The 16,663-nt window shown below is 56.0% G+C and carries 16 protein-coding genes, 1 tRNA gene and 1 pseudogene; 9 read left to right on the forward strand and 9 right to left on the reverse strand.

Annotated features, from left to right (window positions below; translation table 11 throughout):
* Positions 1–134: 134 nt before the first annotated feature.
* Entirely contained in the window at positions 135–2,948 is a 2,814-nt protein-coding gene (locus ACQ4N7_RS28735; RefSeq protein WP_430714860.1) for an ATP-binding protein, read from the forward strand.
* 14 nt (positions 2,949–2,962) lie between these two features.
* Here ACQ4N7_RS28735 and ACQ4N7_RS28740 read toward each other — a convergent pair whose 3' ends face one another.
* Complete coding sequence (locus ACQ4N7_RS28740; protein WP_430714861.1) at positions 2,963–3,304, reverse strand: hypothetical protein; 342 nt, start codon at positions 3,302–3,304, stop codon at positions 2,963–2,965.
* Between the two features lie 73 nt (positions 3,305–3,377).
* On the opposite strand from ACQ4N7_RS28740, the gene ACQ4N7_RS28745 reads away from it, so the two are divergent.
* Entirely contained in the window at positions 3,378–3,611 is a 234-nt protein-coding gene (locus ACQ4N7_RS28745) for a helix-turn-helix domain-containing protein (RefSeq protein WP_430714862.1), read from the forward strand.
* Positions 3,612–3,632: 21 nt separating this feature from the next.
* Here ACQ4N7_RS28745 and ACQ4N7_RS28750 read toward each other — a convergent pair whose 3' ends face one another.
* The 6 genes from ACQ4N7_RS28750 to ACQ4N7_RS28775 form a co-directional block, all read right to left on the reverse strand.
* Positions 3,633–4,304, reverse strand: coding sequence for a hypothetical protein (locus tag ACQ4N7_RS28750; protein ID WP_430714863.1), 672 nt, complete (start codon positions 4,302–4,304; stop codon positions 3,633–3,635).
* Entirely contained in the window at positions 4,301–4,735 is a 435-nt protein-coding gene (locus ACQ4N7_RS28755) for a hypothetical protein (RefSeq protein WP_430714864.1), read from the reverse strand. The genes ACQ4N7_RS28750 and ACQ4N7_RS28755 overlap by 4 nt, the downstream gene beginning before the upstream one ends.
* 194 nt (positions 4,736–4,929) lie before the next feature.
* Complete coding sequence (locus ACQ4N7_RS28760; protein WP_430714865.1) at positions 4,930–6,114, reverse strand: Arm DNA-binding domain-containing protein; 1,185 nt, start codon at positions 6,112–6,114, stop codon at positions 4,930–4,932.
* A gap of 180 nt (positions 6,115–6,294) precedes the next feature.
* Positions 6,295–6,366 (reverse strand) — tRNA-Thr (locus tag ACQ4N7_RS28765).
* Positions 6,367–6,520: 154 nt separating this feature from the next.
* Complete coding sequence (locus tag ACQ4N7_RS28770; protein WP_026072253.1) at positions 6,521–7,042, reverse strand: NYN domain-containing protein; 522 nt, start codon at positions 7,040–7,042, stop codon at positions 6,521–6,523.
* 531 nt (positions 7,043–7,573) lie between these two features.
* Positions 7,574–8,605, reverse strand: a complete 1,032-nt coding sequence (locus tag ACQ4N7_RS28775) for a DNA/RNA non-specific endonuclease (RefSeq protein WP_430714866.1) — start codon at positions 8,603–8,605, stop codon at positions 7,574–7,576.
* Positions 8,606–8,910: 305 nt separating this feature from the next.
* Here ACQ4N7_RS28775 and sodN point away from each other — a divergent pair, with 305 nt between their 5' ends.
* Complete coding sequence (sodN, locus tag ACQ4N7_RS28780) at positions 8,911–9,384, forward strand: superoxide dismutase, Ni (protein ID WP_430714867.1); 474 nt, start codon at positions 8,911–8,913, stop codon at positions 9,382–9,384.
* Between the two features lie 109 nt (positions 9,385–9,493).
* Entirely contained in the window at positions 9,494–9,880 is a 387-nt protein-coding gene (gene sodX, locus ACQ4N7_RS28785; protein WP_430714868.1) for a nickel-type superoxide dismutase maturation protease, read from the forward strand.
* 29 nt (positions 9,881–9,909) lie between these two features.
* Here the strand turns inward: sodX and ACQ4N7_RS28790 are convergent, their stop codons facing one another.
* Both ACQ4N7_RS28790 and fusA read right to left on the reverse strand, forming a co-directional pair.
* On the reverse strand, positions 9,910–10,506 hold the full coding sequence (locus ACQ4N7_RS28790) for an HAD family hydrolase (RefSeq protein ID WP_430714869.1): 597 nt from the start codon (positions 10,504–10,506) through the stop codon (positions 9,910–9,912).
* Positions 10,507–10,618: 112 nt separating this feature from the next.
* On the reverse strand, positions 10,619–12,712 hold the full coding sequence (fusA, locus tag ACQ4N7_RS28795; protein WP_430714870.1) for an elongation factor G: 2,094 nt from the start codon (positions 12,710–12,712) through the stop codon (positions 10,619–10,621).
* A gap of 538 nt (positions 12,713–13,250) precedes the next feature.
* Between fusA and ACQ4N7_RS28800 the strand changes: the two genes are divergently transcribed.
* From ACQ4N7_RS28800 to ACQ4N7_RS28820, 5 genes and pseudogenes are all read left to right on the forward strand, one after another.
* Positions 13,251–13,556, forward strand: coding sequence for a hypothetical protein (locus ACQ4N7_RS28800; RefSeq protein ID WP_430714871.1), 306 nt, complete (start codon positions 13,251–13,253; stop codon positions 13,554–13,556).
* Positions 13,557–13,774: 218 nt separating this feature from the next.
* Positions 13,775–13,996: a hypothetical protein gene (locus ACQ4N7_RS28805; RefSeq protein ID WP_430714872.1), complete on the forward strand. Its 222-nt coding sequence runs from the start codon at positions 13,775–13,777 to the stop codon at positions 13,994–13,996.
* A 26-nt stretch (positions 13,997–14,022) separates the two neighbouring features.
* Positions 14,023–14,493: a hypothetical protein gene (locus tag ACQ4N7_RS28810; protein WP_430714873.1), complete on the forward strand. Its 471-nt coding sequence runs from the start codon at positions 14,023–14,025 to the stop codon at positions 14,491–14,493.
* Between the two features lie 250 nt (positions 14,494–14,743).
* Positions 14,744–16,324, forward strand: coding sequence for a gamma-glutamyltransferase (gene ggt, locus ACQ4N7_RS28815; RefSeq protein ID WP_430714874.1), 1,581 nt, complete (start codon positions 14,744–14,746; stop codon positions 16,322–16,324).
* A gap of 182 nt (positions 16,325–16,506) precedes the next feature.
* Positions 16,507–16,663, forward strand: a pseudogene (locus ACQ4N7_RS28820) (photosystem II q(b) protein); the annotation flags it as partial.

Consider the following 16,663-nt stretch of genomic DNA (forward strand, 5'->3'; position numbering starts at 1 on the left):
CGCTCGGGGGCAATGCAATAAGATTGTCGTCATTCATGGTGTATTCCTTCGCTGGTTACCTTGTTTCATCCAGCAGGATACGCCCTTCCTTCTTTTCCCTCCATACACCAGAAATCAACATAACTCACCCCGATGTGGCCTCTGGTCAGTACCAGCAAGCTGAATTTGCCGCCGATCTTTGGGAAGTGTATTGCGATCGCGGCTCCGACGAATATCGAGACCCCACCGAGTTTTACAAGCGCACTTTCCTCACCGAGGGCCTGCGCCAATTGCTCAGCAATGCCCTACTGCGTCTCAGTGGGCAAGCTGCCGACCCAGTCATCGAGCTACAGACCAACTTTGGGGGTGGCAAGACCCACGCCATGCTGGCGCTGTACCACCTCTGCATGGGGGTGAACGCCCAAGACCTGCCGGGCATGGAGACCATATTTCAAGATACTAATATTGAGCAGCCGCCTCAGAACGTTAATGTCGCGGTGCTCGTGGGTAACAAAGCATCTCCGGGGCAAATTCACCACAAAAAAGATGGCACCACCATTCGCACCCTGTGGGGCGAAATGGCTTACCAGTTAGGTGGCAAAGAAGCCTACGAGATGATTCGCGAAGCCGACGAAACGGCCACCAACCCCGGCGACGCCCTCAAAGACTTGTTCGACCGGTATTCCCCCTGCATGGTTTTGATCGATGAGTGGGTGGCCTACGCTCGCCAACTCCACGACAATAAAGACCTGCCCGCCGGAGATTTTGATACTCACTTTACCTTTGCCCAAACCCTCAGTGAGTCAGCCAAAAATGCCAAGGGGACGCTTTTGGTCGTCAGCATCCCGGCCTCTGATATTGAAATTGGCGGCGAACGGGGCAAAGAGGCCCTAGACCGGCTGAAAAATGCCATTGGCCGGGTCGAATCGCCATGGCGGCCTGCCAGCGCCGAAGAAAGCTTTGAAATTGTCCGCCGTCGCCTGTTTCAGACCACGACCAACCGTGAACTGTTTGTCGATCGCGATGCCGTGGTCACCGCCTTTGCCGAAATGTATCGCACCCAGTCCCAGGAGTTTCCCTCCGAATGCCGGGAAGCCAGCTACAAGCAGCGGATGCTCGACGCCTACCCCATTCACCCAGAGCTGTTTGATCGCCTTTACTCTGACTGGTCTAGTCTCGACAAATTTCAGCGTACCCGAGGGGTCCTGAGGCTCATGGCCAAGGTCATCCATGCCCTATGGGAAAGTGGCGATAAGAACCTGCTGATTATGCCTGGGCACATCCCCATCAGCGATGCCCAGGTACAACCAGAGATGACCCGTTATCTAGAAGACAACTGGCCGCCTATTCTAGAGCGGGATGTGGATGGCCCGAATTCGCTACCCAAAACCCTTGATGCTCAAAACCCTAACCTGGGCCGCTACTCAGCTTGTCGTCGGGTAACGCGCACGATTTATCTGGGGTCGGCCCCGACGTTGCAAGGGGCTAACCGAGGCGTCGAAGACCGGCGCATCAAGCTGGGCTGCGTGCAGCCTGGCGAAAGTGTCGCCACCTTTGGTGATGCCCTCCGTCGTTTAACCGATCAGGCCACCTATCTCTACGTAGACGGCAACCGCTACTGGGTCTCTACTCAGCCCAACGTTACCCGCACCGCTCAAGATCGCTCCGAGCAAATCTTGTCAGACAAAGACACCGTCTCGGAAGAAATTACTCGACGGCTCAATCACCAGGCCCGCAGACGAGAAGACTTCTGTGCGGTCCATACGGCCCCTGCCTCATCAGCAGATATCCCCGATGACCCTACGGATGGTATCCGGTTGGTGATTCTAGGCCCCCAGCAATGCCACAGCCGCTTAGTAGAAGACAGCCCAGCCCGTCAATGGGCCGAAGATGCCCTCAGCCACAAGGGAGCCAGCCCCCGCTACTACAAAAACATGCTGCTGTTTTTAGCCGCCGACAAGGCCAAGCTAGAAACCCTAGAGCGAGTCACCGCTCAATACCTGGCTTGGAAATCGATCATGGCCGATAAAACGACCATCAACCTAGATCCGTTTCAGCAAAAACAAGCCGAAACCAAGGTAGAAGACTCGGATAAGTCCGCCGATGCCTTACTCAGTGAAGCCTATCAATGGGCACTCGTACCCGATCAACCCGATCCCCAAGGCAGCGTTAAGTGGACTGAAATTCGGATTCAGGGTCAAGACTTGCCGATCGCTCGCGCCAGCCGCAAGCTGATTCACGAAGAGCACCTCATCACCCATTACTCCGCCAGTCGGCTTTGTATGGAAGCCCTTGAGCCCTTCCTATGGCGAGACAGCAACCACCTTGACCTTAAAAAACTCTGGGATTATCTCGCCCAGTACCTCTATCTGCCCCGCCTCAAGTCGTACCAGGTGTTGCTGGATGCCGTTCAGGAAGGTACTTCTAACCTGCTCTGGGCCGAAACCTTTGCCTATGCCGAAGGTTGGGATGACGCTAGACAACGGTATCAAGGACTGCGAGCAGGCCAGTTCATTACCCCCACACTCAGCAGCCAGAGTTTGCTGGTCAAACTCGCGATCGCCCAGCAGCAGCTCGATGCCGAAGACGCAGAACGCAAACGCATAGAGGCGGAAAGGGCAGTTAATCAAGGGCAATCCGGAGGCTACACAGCGACAGATATCGTTTCACCGGGCAGCACATCAGTAGTCGCTGACTCAACGGATGGTTCCGCTACTGTCGTGGTCGAAAAGAAAATCACCCGGTTCTTTGGTTCAACCAATCTTGACCCCGTTCGCTGCAAGCGCGACTTTGATCAGGTAGCTGACGCAGTACTGCAACACTTGATCGGCCAAGTAGGTGCCAATGTGTCAATCCGCATCGAAATTGAGGCGAGTGCTGCCCAGGGTTTCTCTGAGTCAGTTATGCGCACCGTTACCGAAAACGCCAACACGCTCAAGTTTTCAGCCCACGAGTTTGAGGAGGATTGACCCTACACTCCGATCTACCTCGCATGAGGTTTAGAGAAATACTTCACCAACATCCTCATCAATTCGCCGGGTTGACATTGCAGCGGCCTCTCAGGAGTAGGTGCGGGCATAAAATCAGTCCACTCAAAGATTTCGGCAAAACCACACAGATGCATCTGCTGAAGCATGGCCTGAATCGCTTCCCGAGACCCGATCACCAGGAGCTTGACAGACTCCCGATCAGGTCTTGGATAGTTGCTCAGCTTTTGCATAATTTCAACGCTGACTAGCAGGTCATGGTCAGCACCACTCACCTCTGAACCGATGAAAGCTGTAGGGGTTAACACAACACGAACCTCAAATAGTCCTACTGCCATAATAGTGCCCACATATGAGTACGTCAACATATATGGATTCGCATGGCTATACCTCCTCTGAAATGATGAGGATATGGGCAAAGCAGGCTACGTTCTCAAACAAGTACTGGAGCAGTACGGCATCACTCAGTATCGGTTCGCGGCCACCATGGGGGTTGGGCGCAATAGCGTGTACCGCTGGTGCAGCGGCAAAATCGACCCCACCGGCGACACCATCCTAGAAATCGTCCGTGTTCTAAAAACTATGAGCCCAGAAGCCGCTGAAGCCTTCGTCGATCAGTACATCAGCAGCGAACTCGACGAGTAGTGCTCTGGCAGGATCAAGGTACTACCGGTCTATTCCTCTAGAGCGCGGTATGCTCCTTTGCGGCTGCCCTACTTGAAGCGCCTGAATCGCCTGTACCTGGGCTACCGTCCCTCGGGCATACTGCTCAATAGTCGGTGGGGCCACTCCCTGCAAATCTTGTTGAAAACGAGCATACGGCCCCTGGTGCAGCAGTGCCGCCACGGCCTCCCCTGATTCCCCGGCCCCCAGCGCCGCCGCCGTCACCTTCTGGTCAAGCTGAATCGCAGCCAGATCGCTGCTCACATAATCTCGATAGAGGTCGGGATAGCTCTGGATTTTCCCCGTCACCGAGCAGGCATATTCCAGATACCGCTGCTGCTGAAGACTATCCACCGTCTTCTGGGCGTACTGGAGTAGCTTGGGTAGGGCCGCTTTCTTCTCCTCCTCAGACGATCCCAAAATCTGTTGCTGAGTAAACGGCCCCTGGGCCAGCAGTTGAATCACCTGCCTCGGAGACTTGCCGGTCTGTAGTGCCGCTCTGGCCACCTCCTGATCTAACACCTGGGCAGACGTGGAGTTGTCGCTGTAGCGGGTGTAGAGGCTCTCGTAGTCCTTGGCATCTTTGAGCGAAGCCTTAGCCAGCGCCAGGTACTGCTGGCGCATCAATCGCCCTTTCTCAGTTTCGGGCTCCTTCGGCAACAGGGGTTCACTCATAGGGCATCGGTGAACTCGTCGAGTAGGTCAGCTGGAGCGGCAACCGTCACCGGCTGCGCCAGAGCGGATCCACTAATGGACTCAGCCTGTAGATTCTCTGTCTCTGGGCTTCCCACCAATTCTGTCGGGTCAGGCCGAGCCAGGCCCAACTCAAATTCCTCGCGCAGGTGTTGAATTTGAGCTTCCATCTGCCAAATCGATTGCTGTGCCAGGTCGCGCAACTCGGCCTCAGAGTAATTGCCTGAGTGCCGGTAGGCGAAGGGCAGCCAGAAGGCACGGGTGGCGGTGGCCGCTTTCTCCTTGCCGTTGTAGGTGTCGTGGATCAGCCAGGAGTAGGTGATGCCGTTGGGGGTGGTGCGATCGGGCTCAAAGATGAAACGCACTCGGCTTTTGCCGGTTCCAGACTTGGTTTCGCTAGGTTTGCGAGGCATGGCCCAAATTATCGAGGGTTCAAGAGAATACGAGGTTGATTAACAGCTAAGTAGAGCCCTTCTCAATTGCGCCAATTCTAGCTCATGTGCTGAGATAGTGCTGTATGAGCTGATATCACTTGAGCAAATTTAGGAAAAGGCGGGTCTACTGCTGATTTTTAAGCGTAAGTGCAGCCTAGTAGCCCGCCTTCACCTCAAATATTGGTAGGCCGGAGATGATCCAATCTCATCCGATCGAGGTACCGCTCTTCGATAATTTTGCTTGAATTGCCTACCCAGCGGGCAATGGTGGTCGAGGAATGGCCCTGCAACGCCTGGAGGGTAATAAACGTGTCGCGACAGTTGTAGGGCGTCATTTTGATGCCCTCTTTCATCGACAGCCCAAGGTCACTCAAAATGGCTGTCCACCCCCGATCACGGAAGTTGCTGGCGGTTATAGAGTGACCTTTGGGCGAGGGAAAGACCAAGGCTTCGGGATCTGGTTGCTCAGGCCGAATGGATTGCAAGAGCTCTTTCAAATTATCGGGGCAGGTAAACCAGCGCTTGACCGCTGTTTTATCCTCTTTGCGTCTGACCTTCCGGCCTGAAATCTCAACAATGCTTTCGTGGAAATGCACACGGCTGCAATCGGGTAGCACACTGCCCCAGCGCAGCCCAATCGCCTCACAGGGGCGGCACCCCGTCCAGAACAAGAATTTGACGAAGGGTGCATAGTGTCGGTAGTCGGTGCCTGGTCGACTGTCGTTGACGAAAGCCGCGATGATGCGATCGCGCTCCTCAACAGTAAAGGCCACAGGCGGTGGTGCTTTCGATTGGAGCATGTCCAGATACATGCCCGAAAAAGGATTTTCCTGAATCAGATTGTGTTTGAGACCCCACTCACAGGCAGCTGAGATTTGCATCAGCGATCGGCGGGCTTGCGATTCGGTGGTGGCTTTTAGAAGTTCCGTGCGAAATTTGAGCGGGTTCTTCAACCCGTCAGTCTTACACTTGCGGATGTGGGCGGCGACGGGCTCGTAGGTGCTGTTCAGGGTGGTCGGCGAAATGTTGGGGGTGCGGTATTCCATATACTGCTCCCACAGATCGAGCAGTTTGGGCGTCGCGGGAGCCTTCCGTTGGGACTCGGACAGTTCGACCTCGGGTCGGTACTTATCGAGGCTGGGGTCAAAGTTGCCTGAAACGAAATCTAACTCGATTTGACGAGCTTTTTGCTCGGCTAGCTTGCGGTTGATGGGGGAGTCAGGCAGGCCGGTGCTGAAGTAGTATCGTTGGCGCTGCCAGCTAAAGACCAGCTGCAAGCGATCGTTGGAGTTCTTGACCTGGACGGTGCCTTTCTTCGCTTTGCGAGACTTGGACTGGGTCGTTGAGAGAGAAGTCATGGCGGGGAATGGGGTAAATGGACTGTGGTAGACCCCCGTTAATTACCCCAAACTTACCCCAAAAAGTGGCCTAAAGATGTCCATCTACACCCAATTTTAGGATTCTATGGGTCTCGCCACACTAAGCGGTCGAGACCCCGAACCCTTTAGAATCAAGGTGTTTCAGACATTTGAGAGAGAAGCCGATGGCGGGATTTGAACCCGCGACCGCTCGATTACGAATCGAGTGCTCTACCACTGAGCCACATCGGCGAGAGAGATTTACAGTCACCTAGTATAACAGCGCTGGGCGATCGCTACGTCGAGTTCTTTGCCAATGCCGCTCAAAGTCACCGCAATCGTGACGGCTACTCAGGGCAAACATCTCGAGCCGAGACATTCCCAGCGCATGCTTGAGAGGGCGCTGCTAGTCTTTTTCAATGTATTTACGAACGCTGTTGAGATCAATGTAGCGATCGGTGGCGTTGCGCAGTTCACGGGCAATCATGCCCTCTGTAGAGACGACGGTGATGTGGGTATTTTTAGATCTCAGCAGTTCGATCGCCCGCTCGAAATCGCCATCGCCGCTAAACAGAACCACCTCGTCGTACTGGTCAACCGTATTGAACATGTCAATGGCGATCTCAATGTCGAGGTTAGCCTTTTGGGAGTACCGGCCAGAGGTGTCGTCGTAATATTCCTTGAGAATTTTGGTACGGACAGTGTAGCCCAGGCTAATCAGAGCATCCCGAAAACCGCGCTGATCTTGAGGATCTTTGAGGCCTGTGTACCAGAAGGCGTTGACCAGGGTAGCGCCGCCGTCAAGGCTGAGGAAATATTCGAGCACGCGCTTGGGATCAAAAAACCAGCCATTTTTTTGCTGGGCGTAAAACATATTGTTGCCGTCTACAAATATTGATAAGCGCTTCAGACCGTATTTATTAGACATAAATATTATGAGTAATTAACTTAACGAGATACCTATAATCGTTGTAGATGCCGAGCTTTGCAAATAAGTAGGCTAGCTACTTAGAAAACACTTCTAGCTTGCTCGCTAAAAATCAGACAAAGCTCGTCTGTCTTTATATGTAAGCAAGGGTAAGAGTTTAACGGTTTCCTCTAAAAAAATCTAGGAAATCGATCAAACTAAACTTTCTGAGAGGCATTGTTTCAGGATTAAGCTCTAAACGGTTGCATCTTGGGCAGTACTGGCTGCCCTCAAGTAGCCACACATCGAAGATCCGCGGAGCAAGCCTTGAAGAGCAGTGTTAGAAGCACCTGCTTTACTGGGAAACTATCTTTAGCAACACTATCCACAACTGCCGCGACCGCCGCTGCGGCGGCTAGGATAAGTGCTACCCAGTCTTAACCCTTGCATCTAGATTAAATACCATACACGCTAAAGTCCTAAAAGTAAGTTTATCTTTCTAACCAGTATAAGCGCTCACACTCATTTCTGGACTGCCGTGCCGTTGGCGACTTAAGGTACATCGCTAGTTTTAGCCTTTAGAGCAGCCTGCAGATCGGCGGGGAAATTTTCTAGAAAGGTATACCCTGTAGCTACCTCAAGGCGCTGAATCGAGGTTTGGTACTGCCGCCAGTCGGGGTTAACCTGCTCGGTGTTGGGCATGTCTACGGCGATCACCTGAGTGTCGCTGCCAATACCCAGGCTGCCGTTGGGGAGGCGGTCGTACACCACCATGATTTTCCAGAGGCGGGAGGGAATAGCAATTGCTCGGTTGCCGACACTGCCCTGGTTGCCGTAGGCTCCAGCAAACACGTGGAGACTGCGATCGTACTGGTAGACCAGGTCGCGGCCATACTCTTCGAGCTCGCGCCAGGGGCCGCGGTTGTTTTCGGGGGTCTGGGGAATGATGTTGGTCATCAGAAAGGTGGCCGCGTTGTCCTGCACAGTGCGGGTGCGATCGCCCGAGGGCACCACATGGCCGCGATCGTAGCCGCTGCCCCGGTAGTCGTTAGGGGTGACCTGGTAAAACCCGGCGGGCAGGCCGCCGTCGGGGCGAAAGTTATCCTGGCGATCGGTGGAGCCTAGCCAAGCGGCATCGACCTCCCAGCTGGCCCAGTTCAACCCATTGCGATCGCGGCTATAGCTCAGCACGTACTGATTGCGCTGCAGCAAATAATTGTTGGGGTTTGCCGTAGCCGCCTGGCTGGGGTTGCCCAACACCAGGTGAGGGTTGCTAGAGGGTGGGGCCGGTGGGTCAGGCGGTGGCGGCACCGGGGGCAGCAGCTCGCAGGCCGTGCCGTTACCGTCGCCGTCAAGGCCGTAGGGGTCGCCCCTAAAGGCGTCTAGCACCGTTTGGGCCTGGGTTTGACTGGCAAAGTCGCCGCAGTTGCAGTCGTCGTCAACGCAGGGGGGCAGGGTGGCCAGGTTTACCGGGGTAGTCCAGGTAGTGACCAGCAACAGCAGGTCGCTACAGCCTGTTAGCCCCATGCCCAGGACAACCAGCACGAGCGATCGGCTCCACCCATGCCATGAGAAAAATGCCATAACCAAAGGACTACTCAAAGTGTTGAACAATCTGTCAGGATTAATCGTACAAGTGTACTGAAAAACGACCGCAAAGCAAGGATTTGGCCCCCCGTCGGAAGATGGAATCTATCATTCGACGGAGGATAGAAGGTTGCAGAAGGACTCAATACCGTTAACAATGTGAAACGTGGCCTGGCTTATGCCCCTGCCCGGCATAGGGATGCTTCATCCGACACGGGCGAGGGCGCAGTTGAGGCCAGAAGCACCAAAATTGTAGAGAGTTACTGTTTTAACGCTTTTACCTATTCACTACCAGGATGATTATGCTCAACCACGCAATTGCCAAACTACAGGCATGGTTCCCCGCCGCTGAGGTACACGCTCACTGCGACGGCCCCTGCGGTGTCTACGACCCCTCTTCAGCCCGCATCGCCGCCGAAGCCGTGGTATCGATGACCAAGAAACTGGTGGATCTGGAGATGCCCGCCGCTGGTGACAAGGCCGCTGCTGTGGCTTACCACAACACCTTTGCTCGCTATACTGCGATCAAAGAAGAGCAGGCTCAGATTGCCAAAGATGAACTGCTGGTGCTGTGGACCGACTACTTCAAGCCCGTGCACCTGGAGCAGTTCCCCGACCTGCACGACACCTTCTGGAAGGCTGCCAAGCTCTGTTCTGCCACCAAGGTAGAGGTCAGCGTGCAGCACGCCAATGAGCTAATGGAAGCCGTGCACAAGATCCACAACATGTTCTGGGCCACCAAGAACCGCGATGTTTCTTGGTACACCGCTAGCTAGGGGTGAATGGAGAAGGTGAGGTAGGTGAAGAAGGTGAGGTGGATGAAAACGCAAAGCCGTTTTTGATTTTCTTTATCCTTTCATCTCTTCATCCCTCTTCCACAGCTCGATGCCGGTAAATACCGCCTTCTCAACGTCTCCGCTGCCGCCGTCGCAGTTGCGCAAAAGCCATCCTACTGATGTAGTGCTGTGGCTGCTGCGACGGCGGCGGCGGTTTCGCATTGTGGGCGAGTCAATGCAGCCGTTGCTGGTGGCCGGCACCGAGGTATTGATTAATCCGTTTGCCTACCGCCAGTCTCGGCCCTTGCCTGGGGACTTGGTGGTGGCCTACCATCCCTATCAGCCGGACCTAAGGCTGATTAAGTGGGTGGTGTATGTTGAGGCCGAGGGCTGCTTTTTAAAGGGGCTAAACGCCGCCGCCAGCACCGATAGCCGCGAGTTTGGCCTGGTACCCTGGGAGAAAATTGTAGGGCAGGTAGTGTGTCGGTTTCCGTAGAATGCTTTGGAAGCGGTAGGGAACCGGGGTCAGGAGAACCCCTCGACTACGGCCATAGCGGCGGCGGGAGAATTGACGTGGTAGGCGTGAAGGCCGAGGGCGCGGGCGGCTTCGACGTTGCGGAGGCCATCGTCAAAGAAGGCAACGGTGTCGGCGGGGGTATTGAGAGTGGTCAGCAGGTGCTCAAAGATGGCGCTGCTAGGTTTCATCATACCGATCTGGTAGGACAAAAATAGTTGGTCAAAGTAGTCGAAAAAGTCGTAGCGATCGCGCAGTCGTTTGTAGTGGGCCGGGTTGGTGTTTGACAGCAGCGACAGATGGTAGCGGGGCTTGAGCGCGCTCAGCACCTGACTGCAACCGGGCAGTGGAGCCTGCACAATTTCGAGAAACTCGTGCTGCAGCCGCTCAGGCGCGATCGCCAGCTCAAATTCTTCAATAAAGGCCGTGGCGAAGGTAGCAAAGTCGCTGCGCCCGGTTTCAAAACTGGCGGTGCTGCGGGCGCTCACCCAGAGCCCGTGCAGGTCTTCGAGGGTCATGGGGCTGTTGAGCAGGGTTTTGACGCGGTCGAGCCACTGTAGCTCGACCAGCACCCCGCCCATGTCAAATACGATGTGGGTAATAGTCATCGGGCGATCGCCGTACGTCAACGACAAAACGCCCCAGCCAGAGTCTGGCCAGGGCGCTCTCTATCCAAAGCAGGGGCACAGCCTGCTGTGCCCCTGCCGATTATTTGGCGGCCTACTTGGCGGCGGCAGCCTGGCGCTCCTTGGCTTCTTTAATCACTTCCTCGGCCACATTGCTGGGGCAGGGAGCGTAGTGAGAGAACTCCATGGAGAACTGGCCCCGACCGGAGGTCATGGTGCGCAGGTCGCCGATGTAGCCAAACATTTCGCTCAGGGGCACATCGGCCTTGACACGAACCCCAGTGGCACCGGGGTCTTGGGACTTGATCATGCCGCGGCGGCGGTTGAGGTCGCCGATCACGTCGCCCATGTAGTCATCGGGGGTGAATACGTCGACCTTCATGATCGGCTCCAGCAGCTGAGGGCCAGCCTTGGGCAGCGACTGACGGTAGGCGGCGCGGGCGGCGATTTCAAAGGCGATCGCCGACGAGTCAACCGCGTGGTAGGCCCCGTCGGTGAGGGTGACCTTGAGGTCAACCACCGGGTAGCCTGCCAGAGGTCCTTTGTCGATGCTGGTCTCAAAACCCTTCTGCACCGCAGGCCAAAATTCGCGAGGCACGTTGCCGCCGGTCACCGCCGACTCAAACTGGAAGCCAGCGCCGGTTTCAGCGGGCTCGATCACGTAGTCGATCTTGCCGTACTGACCCGAACCACCCGACTGCTTCTTGTGGGTGTAGCTGTCGACCAGACGCTTGGTGATCGACTCGCGGTAGGCCACCTGAGGCTTACCCACTTCCACTTCGACGCCGTGGGTGCGCTTGAGAATGTCGACCTTGATGTCGAGGTGCAGTTCGCCCATGCCCTTGAGGATGACTTCGCCGCTCTCTTCGTCGGTTTCCACCTGGAAGGAGGGGTCTTCGGCCACCATCTTGCTGATTGCCATACCCATTTTTTCGTTGTCGCCCTTTTTCTTCGGCGACACCGCAATGGAGATCACCGGGTCGGGGAAGACCATGGGTTCCAGGGTAGCAGGGGCTTTGGGATCACAGAGGGTGTGGCCGGTCTGCACGTTCTTCATGCCGATCAGCGCCACGATGTCACCCGCCTGGGCCGATTCGACCTCTTCGCGATCGTTGGCGTGCATTTCGACCAGGCGGCTGATCCGCTCGGTCTTGCCGGTAGCCGTGTCGAGAATGGTGTCGCCCTTCTTCAGCTGACCCGAGTAGATGCGGGTGAAGGTGAGCGCGCCAAAGCGATCGTCCATAATTTTGAAGGCCAGCGCCCGCAGGGGCTTGTCGGCATCGGCGTAGGCCAGGTTGCCGGTGGGGTTGCCTTCCAGGTCGATCTCGGGCTGGGGCGGCACTTCGAGGGGGTTGGGCAGGTAGTCAACTACCGCATCCAGCACCAGCTGTACCCCTTTGTTTTTAAAGGAGGAACCGCAGTAGGTGGGGAAGAAAGCCAGATCGCGAGTGCCCTTGCGAATGCAGGACTTGATTTCGTCGATGGTGACTTCTTCACCTTCGAGGTACTTTTCGAGGATGGCTTCATCCTGCTCGACGGCCAGTTCAACCATCGCCTCGCGGTACTCTTCGACCTGATCCTTCATGTCTTCGGGGACATCTTTGATCTCGTAGTTCTCGGGCTTGCCCGACTCATCCCACACCCAGGCTTTGCGGGTGAGCAGGTCAACGACGCCCACAAAGTCGTTCTCGGTGCCGATGGGGAGCACCATCACCAGGGGGGTTGCCGCCAGCACGTTTTCAACCTGCTTGATGACGCGGTAGTAGTCGGCCCCAACCCGATCGAGCTTGTTGACGTAGATGACGCGAGACACCTTGGAGTCGTTGGCGTAGCGCCAGTTGGTTTCAGACTGGGGTTCTACACCGCCCGAGCCGCAGAACACGCCAATGCCGCCGTCGAGCACCTTGAGGGAGCGATATACCTCAATGGTGAAGTCAACGTGGCCAGGGGTGTCGATGATGTTGAGCTGGTGATCTTTCCAGAAGCAAGTGGTGGCTGCCGACTGAATCGTGATCCCCCGTTCTTGCTCCTGTTCCATAAAGTCGGTGGTGGCGGCACCGTCGTGAACCTCACCGATTTTGTGAATGCGGCCGGTGAGGGCGAGAATGCGCTCTGTGGTGGTCGTCTTGCCCGCGTCTACGTGGGCGAAGATGCCAATATTGCGATAACGGGTGATGTCTTTAGCCATAACTGCTTCTCCGGATTCTGGGCGATGGGCCGCTGGTGACCATCTTCATGGGTTACTCAGACGGGGTCTGGGTTGTCGTTGGTAGCCTTGACAACAGAAAACTCTATCACGAGACCATGACGGGGAGTCTGAGCTGAGGCCGCGGCAACAACACCTAATATGAACTATTGTAAAACCCCCTGACACATCCGTGAAAGGGGGGAGAGTTATTACTAGGTTCTTTTCCAAGCATAGCCGCCCTTGGGGCGGGAATGGGTGGTGAAAACCCATCATTTGCGGACAGCGATTTTCTCTGAGATCGCTCCACGAATCGCGCTTTTTAAAGACCGGGCTGGCGATCGCTCGTCCTGCCACGCTTTGGGCAATCCAGCGGTTGCGGACAGCTCAGCTGTGGCTGACAAGGATTTATCGTTCCCTTAACGCAAAAACCATCGCAGCATAAACATTGCCGACGCTGAACCGAAATCAGCCCACCAAAACCTGGGATAGCGGCAGATTCTCTCTACAATAATGGCCGTGTCATTAGGGAGAACTGACTATGGGCAGTGTTGCCGGTACCGATAACTATCCCGCCAGCGGCTATGTGGGGGCGGCCATTGTGGGCAGCAGCATTACGCTGTCGCTAAAAGATTTCACCACCGCCGCTGAAGATGACAGGCTGGAGGCCTTCTTAACCATCAACGGCAATCTGGCCAAACGCCACATTGCCCTGGGGCCACTGCCTCAAACCAGCGGCGCTTTTGACCTATCGGTACCTGAGGGCACCGACATTAGTCTATTTAATACGCTGGTAATTCGCCCGCTGGGGAGCGACATCACGGTGGCCACTGCCTCTGTGCCGTAATCCTTGCGGCAAGGGCGCAGGCGCGGTGACAGAGGGTGAGTCTTTGGCAGTCCGATTGTATGACGAGTATAGGTCTAGGGACGCTCAGGGGCTGGGTGTGGAAGGCTAAATAATCGTATCGGCTCTGCTGCTGCGCTGGTCATGTTTTGGATAATAGGTACAGAGCTTGCGATCGCTCACCCGCTTTCTTAAAGACCTGACCAGCAGGTAGTCGTACCATGACCAATCAAGACGAACAGTCTCGCCAACGCCTTACCCAGCAGCGCCAGCAGGCCGAGCACGCCCGAGACAATCGGCTCGAGCGCAGCGAAGAAGAATTGCACCAGTCGTCAGACCAAACGGTGGAGGAAAAGGCGCGTCAGGCAATGGCCAATCAGCATCACCGAGCCGAACACACCCGAGACAACCTGCTTGAGCGCAGCGAGGAAGATTTGCACTAGCGTTGTTTAGCTAAGGAGGTAGAAAGATGGCCAGTCAGCCTCTAGGTCGGCCATCGATGGCTGATCAGCTCATAACCCTGTGGACGGTGTTCTTACTGGGTACGCTGTTTCACACCCAGCTGGCTCTGATACCGCTGTTTCACGGGCTGAGCGTACTGGCACCCCACGGCCAGGTGGCTACCGACATCAGCGAAATATCGTCGGTTCTATGGCTAATGCTGGCATTTTTTATCGCGCCACTCATGGCGATGGTAGGCATTTGCTTTTTTGACTCCCGACAGTACCGCCTGGCCCACCTTTGGCTAACGCTGCTGTACTCGGTACTGAACGTAGCCCACCTGGTGGTGGATATAAGCATTCCGCCCGTTGCCTGGTACCAGGTGGCGCTGATGGCCTGGCTGGTTGCCGTGGGTTTGGGGCTAAATGGATTAGCCTATCGATGGTTCAGAGCGTCTCGTAGTCAGGGCCAGCCCCACGGTTGGCCGTCAACCCATTGATGAACTGGCCCCAGGTTTTCGCGATCGCAAAAGTAAATAAACATAGGCGTATAGAGAATAGTTGGTCGCGAAAGCTGGAGTTTTTAGCTAGTTGCCGATATTGCTCAAGGACAATTCCTATTCAAAAATCATCCTAACCCTTGCTCGCCTGCCACCCCGGACATGGGCAACAATGACGTCTGCAACGACTAAAAATGCTATGTTCTATGCCCAATGCTAAACATAGCCTGAATCAGGTATGCCTTCCTCGATGTCTCGCTCTCAGCCGCCCACGGCGATGGTGGTTTGCCCTCACTACCTAGCCTCTACCGCAGGCTTAAACATACTGAGTCAGGGTGGCAATGCGGTGGATGCGGCGATCGCAGTCCAGGCGGCTTTGGCGGTAGTCTATCCCCACATGACCGGGCTGGGCGGCGATGGCTTCTGGCTGGGCTATGACGCTCACACCCAACAGCTGTATGGTCTCAATGGCTCCGGGCGAGCGGGGGCGGGGTGCGATCGCGCTGTGTTTACCCGCCTCGGCTTAGATGCCATTCCCCAGCGTGGCCCCCAGGCGGCCATTACGGTACCGGGAGGCGTTTCAGCCTGGGAGGCTGCCCACCAGCGCTTTGGCCATCTGCCCTGGGCCGACCTGCTTCAGCCTGCGATCGCTCTGGCTGAACGGGGCTACCCGGTTTCGCCCTCTCAGGCCCACTGGACGCGGGTAAACCAGGCAGATCTGATCGCCTATGGCGGCGCGAGCAATCCCTTTTTGCCGGGGGGCAGCGCACCTCAAGCTGGCGCTCAAATGGCCAACCTGCCTCTGGCCAAGACTCTGCGACGGTTAGCTACCGCTGGTTCCCAAGACTTTTACCAGGGTGAAATTGCTGCCGAATTGGTCACTTACCTAAACGGCCTGGGCGGTTTGCTCAGCAAAGACGATTTTGCTCATCACAAGACCACCTGGGTAGAGCCGATTGCGACGACATACCGGGGTTACCCGGTGTGCCAGCTGCCGCCCAACACCCAGGGCTTTACGGTGCTGCAAATGCTCAACGTGCTGGAGGGGTTTAACCTGCACACCGTGGGACACGGCACCGCCGACTATTACCACCTGCTGGTAGAAGCGACCAAGCTGGCCTTTGCCGATCGCGATCGCTGGCTGAGCGACCCCGACTTTACCGACATCCCAATGGCAGAGCTGCTGTCGAAGGCCTACGGCGATCGCCGCCGGGCCAGGCTCAGTATGTCTGTTGCTCAGAATTACTCCGCCCTTGAAATCGGCGGCGGCACTACCTACACCGCCGTAGTCGATGGGGCAGGCAACGCCGCATCAGTCATTCAAAGCAACTACTTTGACTTTGGTGCCGCAGTGGTGCCTCCCAATTTGGGCTTTCCGCTGCAAAACCGAGGCTCTCTGTTTTCTCTCAACCCAAATCATCCCAATGCTCTAGAGCCAGGCAAGCGCCCTTTTCACACCCTGATGCCCGGCCTGGTGCTAAGCGAAGGCCGCCCCCACCTGGTGTTGGGCACCATGGGCGGCGAGGGTCAGCCCCAAACCCAGCTGGCGCTGCTGACGCGAATTCTTGACTTTGGCTTTGACCCCCAAACGGCAATCGATTTGCCTCGCTGGGTATGGGGCCGCACCTGGGGTGAGGCATCGACGCAGCTTGCCGTTGAGAGCCGCATTCCCACAGCGGTGCGACAGGCCTTGGTAGACCGAGGGCACCAGCTGACAGTAGCCCCTGCCTGGACTAGCCAAATGGGCCATGCCCACGCCATTCAAGTTGATACAGAGGGTCTACGGGGCGGATGCGATTTAAGGAGCGATGGCGCGATCGCCCACTTGTAGCATCCCTGGCTCCCTTTAGGCGTGGCTCTACGCCTCATTGCCTAGGTTTTGAGCCTGAAGGATTAGTATCTGCCCAAAGCAAGGTTTACAAACTGCAACAATAGAGTTAATGTAATGACATACATACCTCGTCATCCCTTGCGGATGAACCAAGTTCAAAAAAACCTGCACTTATTTCAATCATGACAACGACCTTACAAAGACAACAATCTGCCTCCCTGTGGGAGCAGTTTTGCCAGTGGGTCACCAGCACCGAGAACCGCCTGTATGTAGGCTGGTTCGGCGTACTGATGATTCCCACGCTGCTAGCTGCTACCGCCTGCTTCGTAGTTGCGTTCA

Source organism: Nodosilinea sp. AN01ver1 (assembly GCF_050565655.1).
Classification (GTDB): Bacteria; Cyanobacteriota; Cyanobacteriia; order Phormidesmidales; family Phormidesmidaceae; genus Nodosilinea.

Bases quoted from the DNA above. Each gene is read 5' to 3' on its own strand.
- ACQ4N7_RS28805 (WP_430714872.1), top strand. From the start codon at position 13,775: ATGACCAATCAAGACGAACAGTCTCGCCAACGCCTTACCCAGCAGCGC.
- ggt (WP_430714874.1), top strand. From the start codon at position 14,744: ATGTCTCGCTCTCAGCCGCCCACGGCGATGGTGGTTTGCCCTCACTAC.
- ACQ4N7_RS28745 (WP_430714862.1), top strand. From the start codon at position 3,378: ATGGGCAAAGCAGGCTACGTTCTCAAACAAGTACTGGAGCAGTACGGC.
- ACQ4N7_RS28740 (WP_430714861.1), bottom strand. From the start codon at position 3,304: ATGGCAGTAGGACTATTTGAGGTTCGTGTTGTGTTAACCCCTACAGCT.
- ACQ4N7_RS28750 (WP_430714863.1), bottom strand. From the start codon at position 4,304: ATGAGTGAACCCCTGTTGCCGAAGGAGCCCGAAACTGAGAAAGGGCGA.
- ACQ4N7_RS28770 (WP_026072253.1), bottom strand. From the start codon at position 7,042: ATGTCTAATAAATACGGTCTGAAGCGCTTATCAATATTTGTAGACGGC.
- fusA (WP_430714870.1), bottom strand. From the start codon at position 12,712: ATGGCTAAAGACATCACCCGTTATCGCAATATTGGCATCTTCGCCCAC.
- ACQ4N7_RS28755 (WP_430714864.1), bottom strand. From the start codon at position 4,735: ATGCCTCGCAAACCTAGCGAAACCAAGTCTGGAACCGGCAAAAGCCGA.
- ACQ4N7_RS28790 (WP_430714869.1), bottom strand. From the start codon at position 10,506: ATGACTATTACCCACATCGTATTTGACATGGGCGGGGTGCTGGTCGAG.
- ACQ4N7_RS28775 (WP_430714866.1), bottom strand. From the start codon at position 8,605: ATGGCATTTTTCTCATGGCATGGGTGGAGCCGATCGCTCGTGCTGGTT.
- ACQ4N7_RS28800 (WP_430714871.1), top strand. From the start codon at position 13,251: ATGGGCAGTGTTGCCGGTACCGATAACTATCCCGCCAGCGGCTATGTG.
- sodX (WP_430714868.1), top strand. From the start codon at position 9,494: ATGCCGGTAAATACCGCCTTCTCAACGTCTCCGCTGCCGCCGTCGCAG.
- sodN (WP_430714867.1), top strand. From the start codon at position 8,911: ATGCTCAACCACGCAATTGCCAAACTACAGGCATGGTTCCCCGCCGCT.
- ACQ4N7_RS28810 (WP_430714873.1), top strand. From the start codon at position 14,023: ATGGCCAGTCAGCCTCTAGGTCGGCCATCGATGGCTGATCAGCTCATA.
- ACQ4N7_RS28760 (WP_430714865.1), bottom strand. From the start codon at position 6,114: ATGACTTCTCTCTCAACGACCCAGTCCAAGTCTCGCAAAGCGAAGAAA.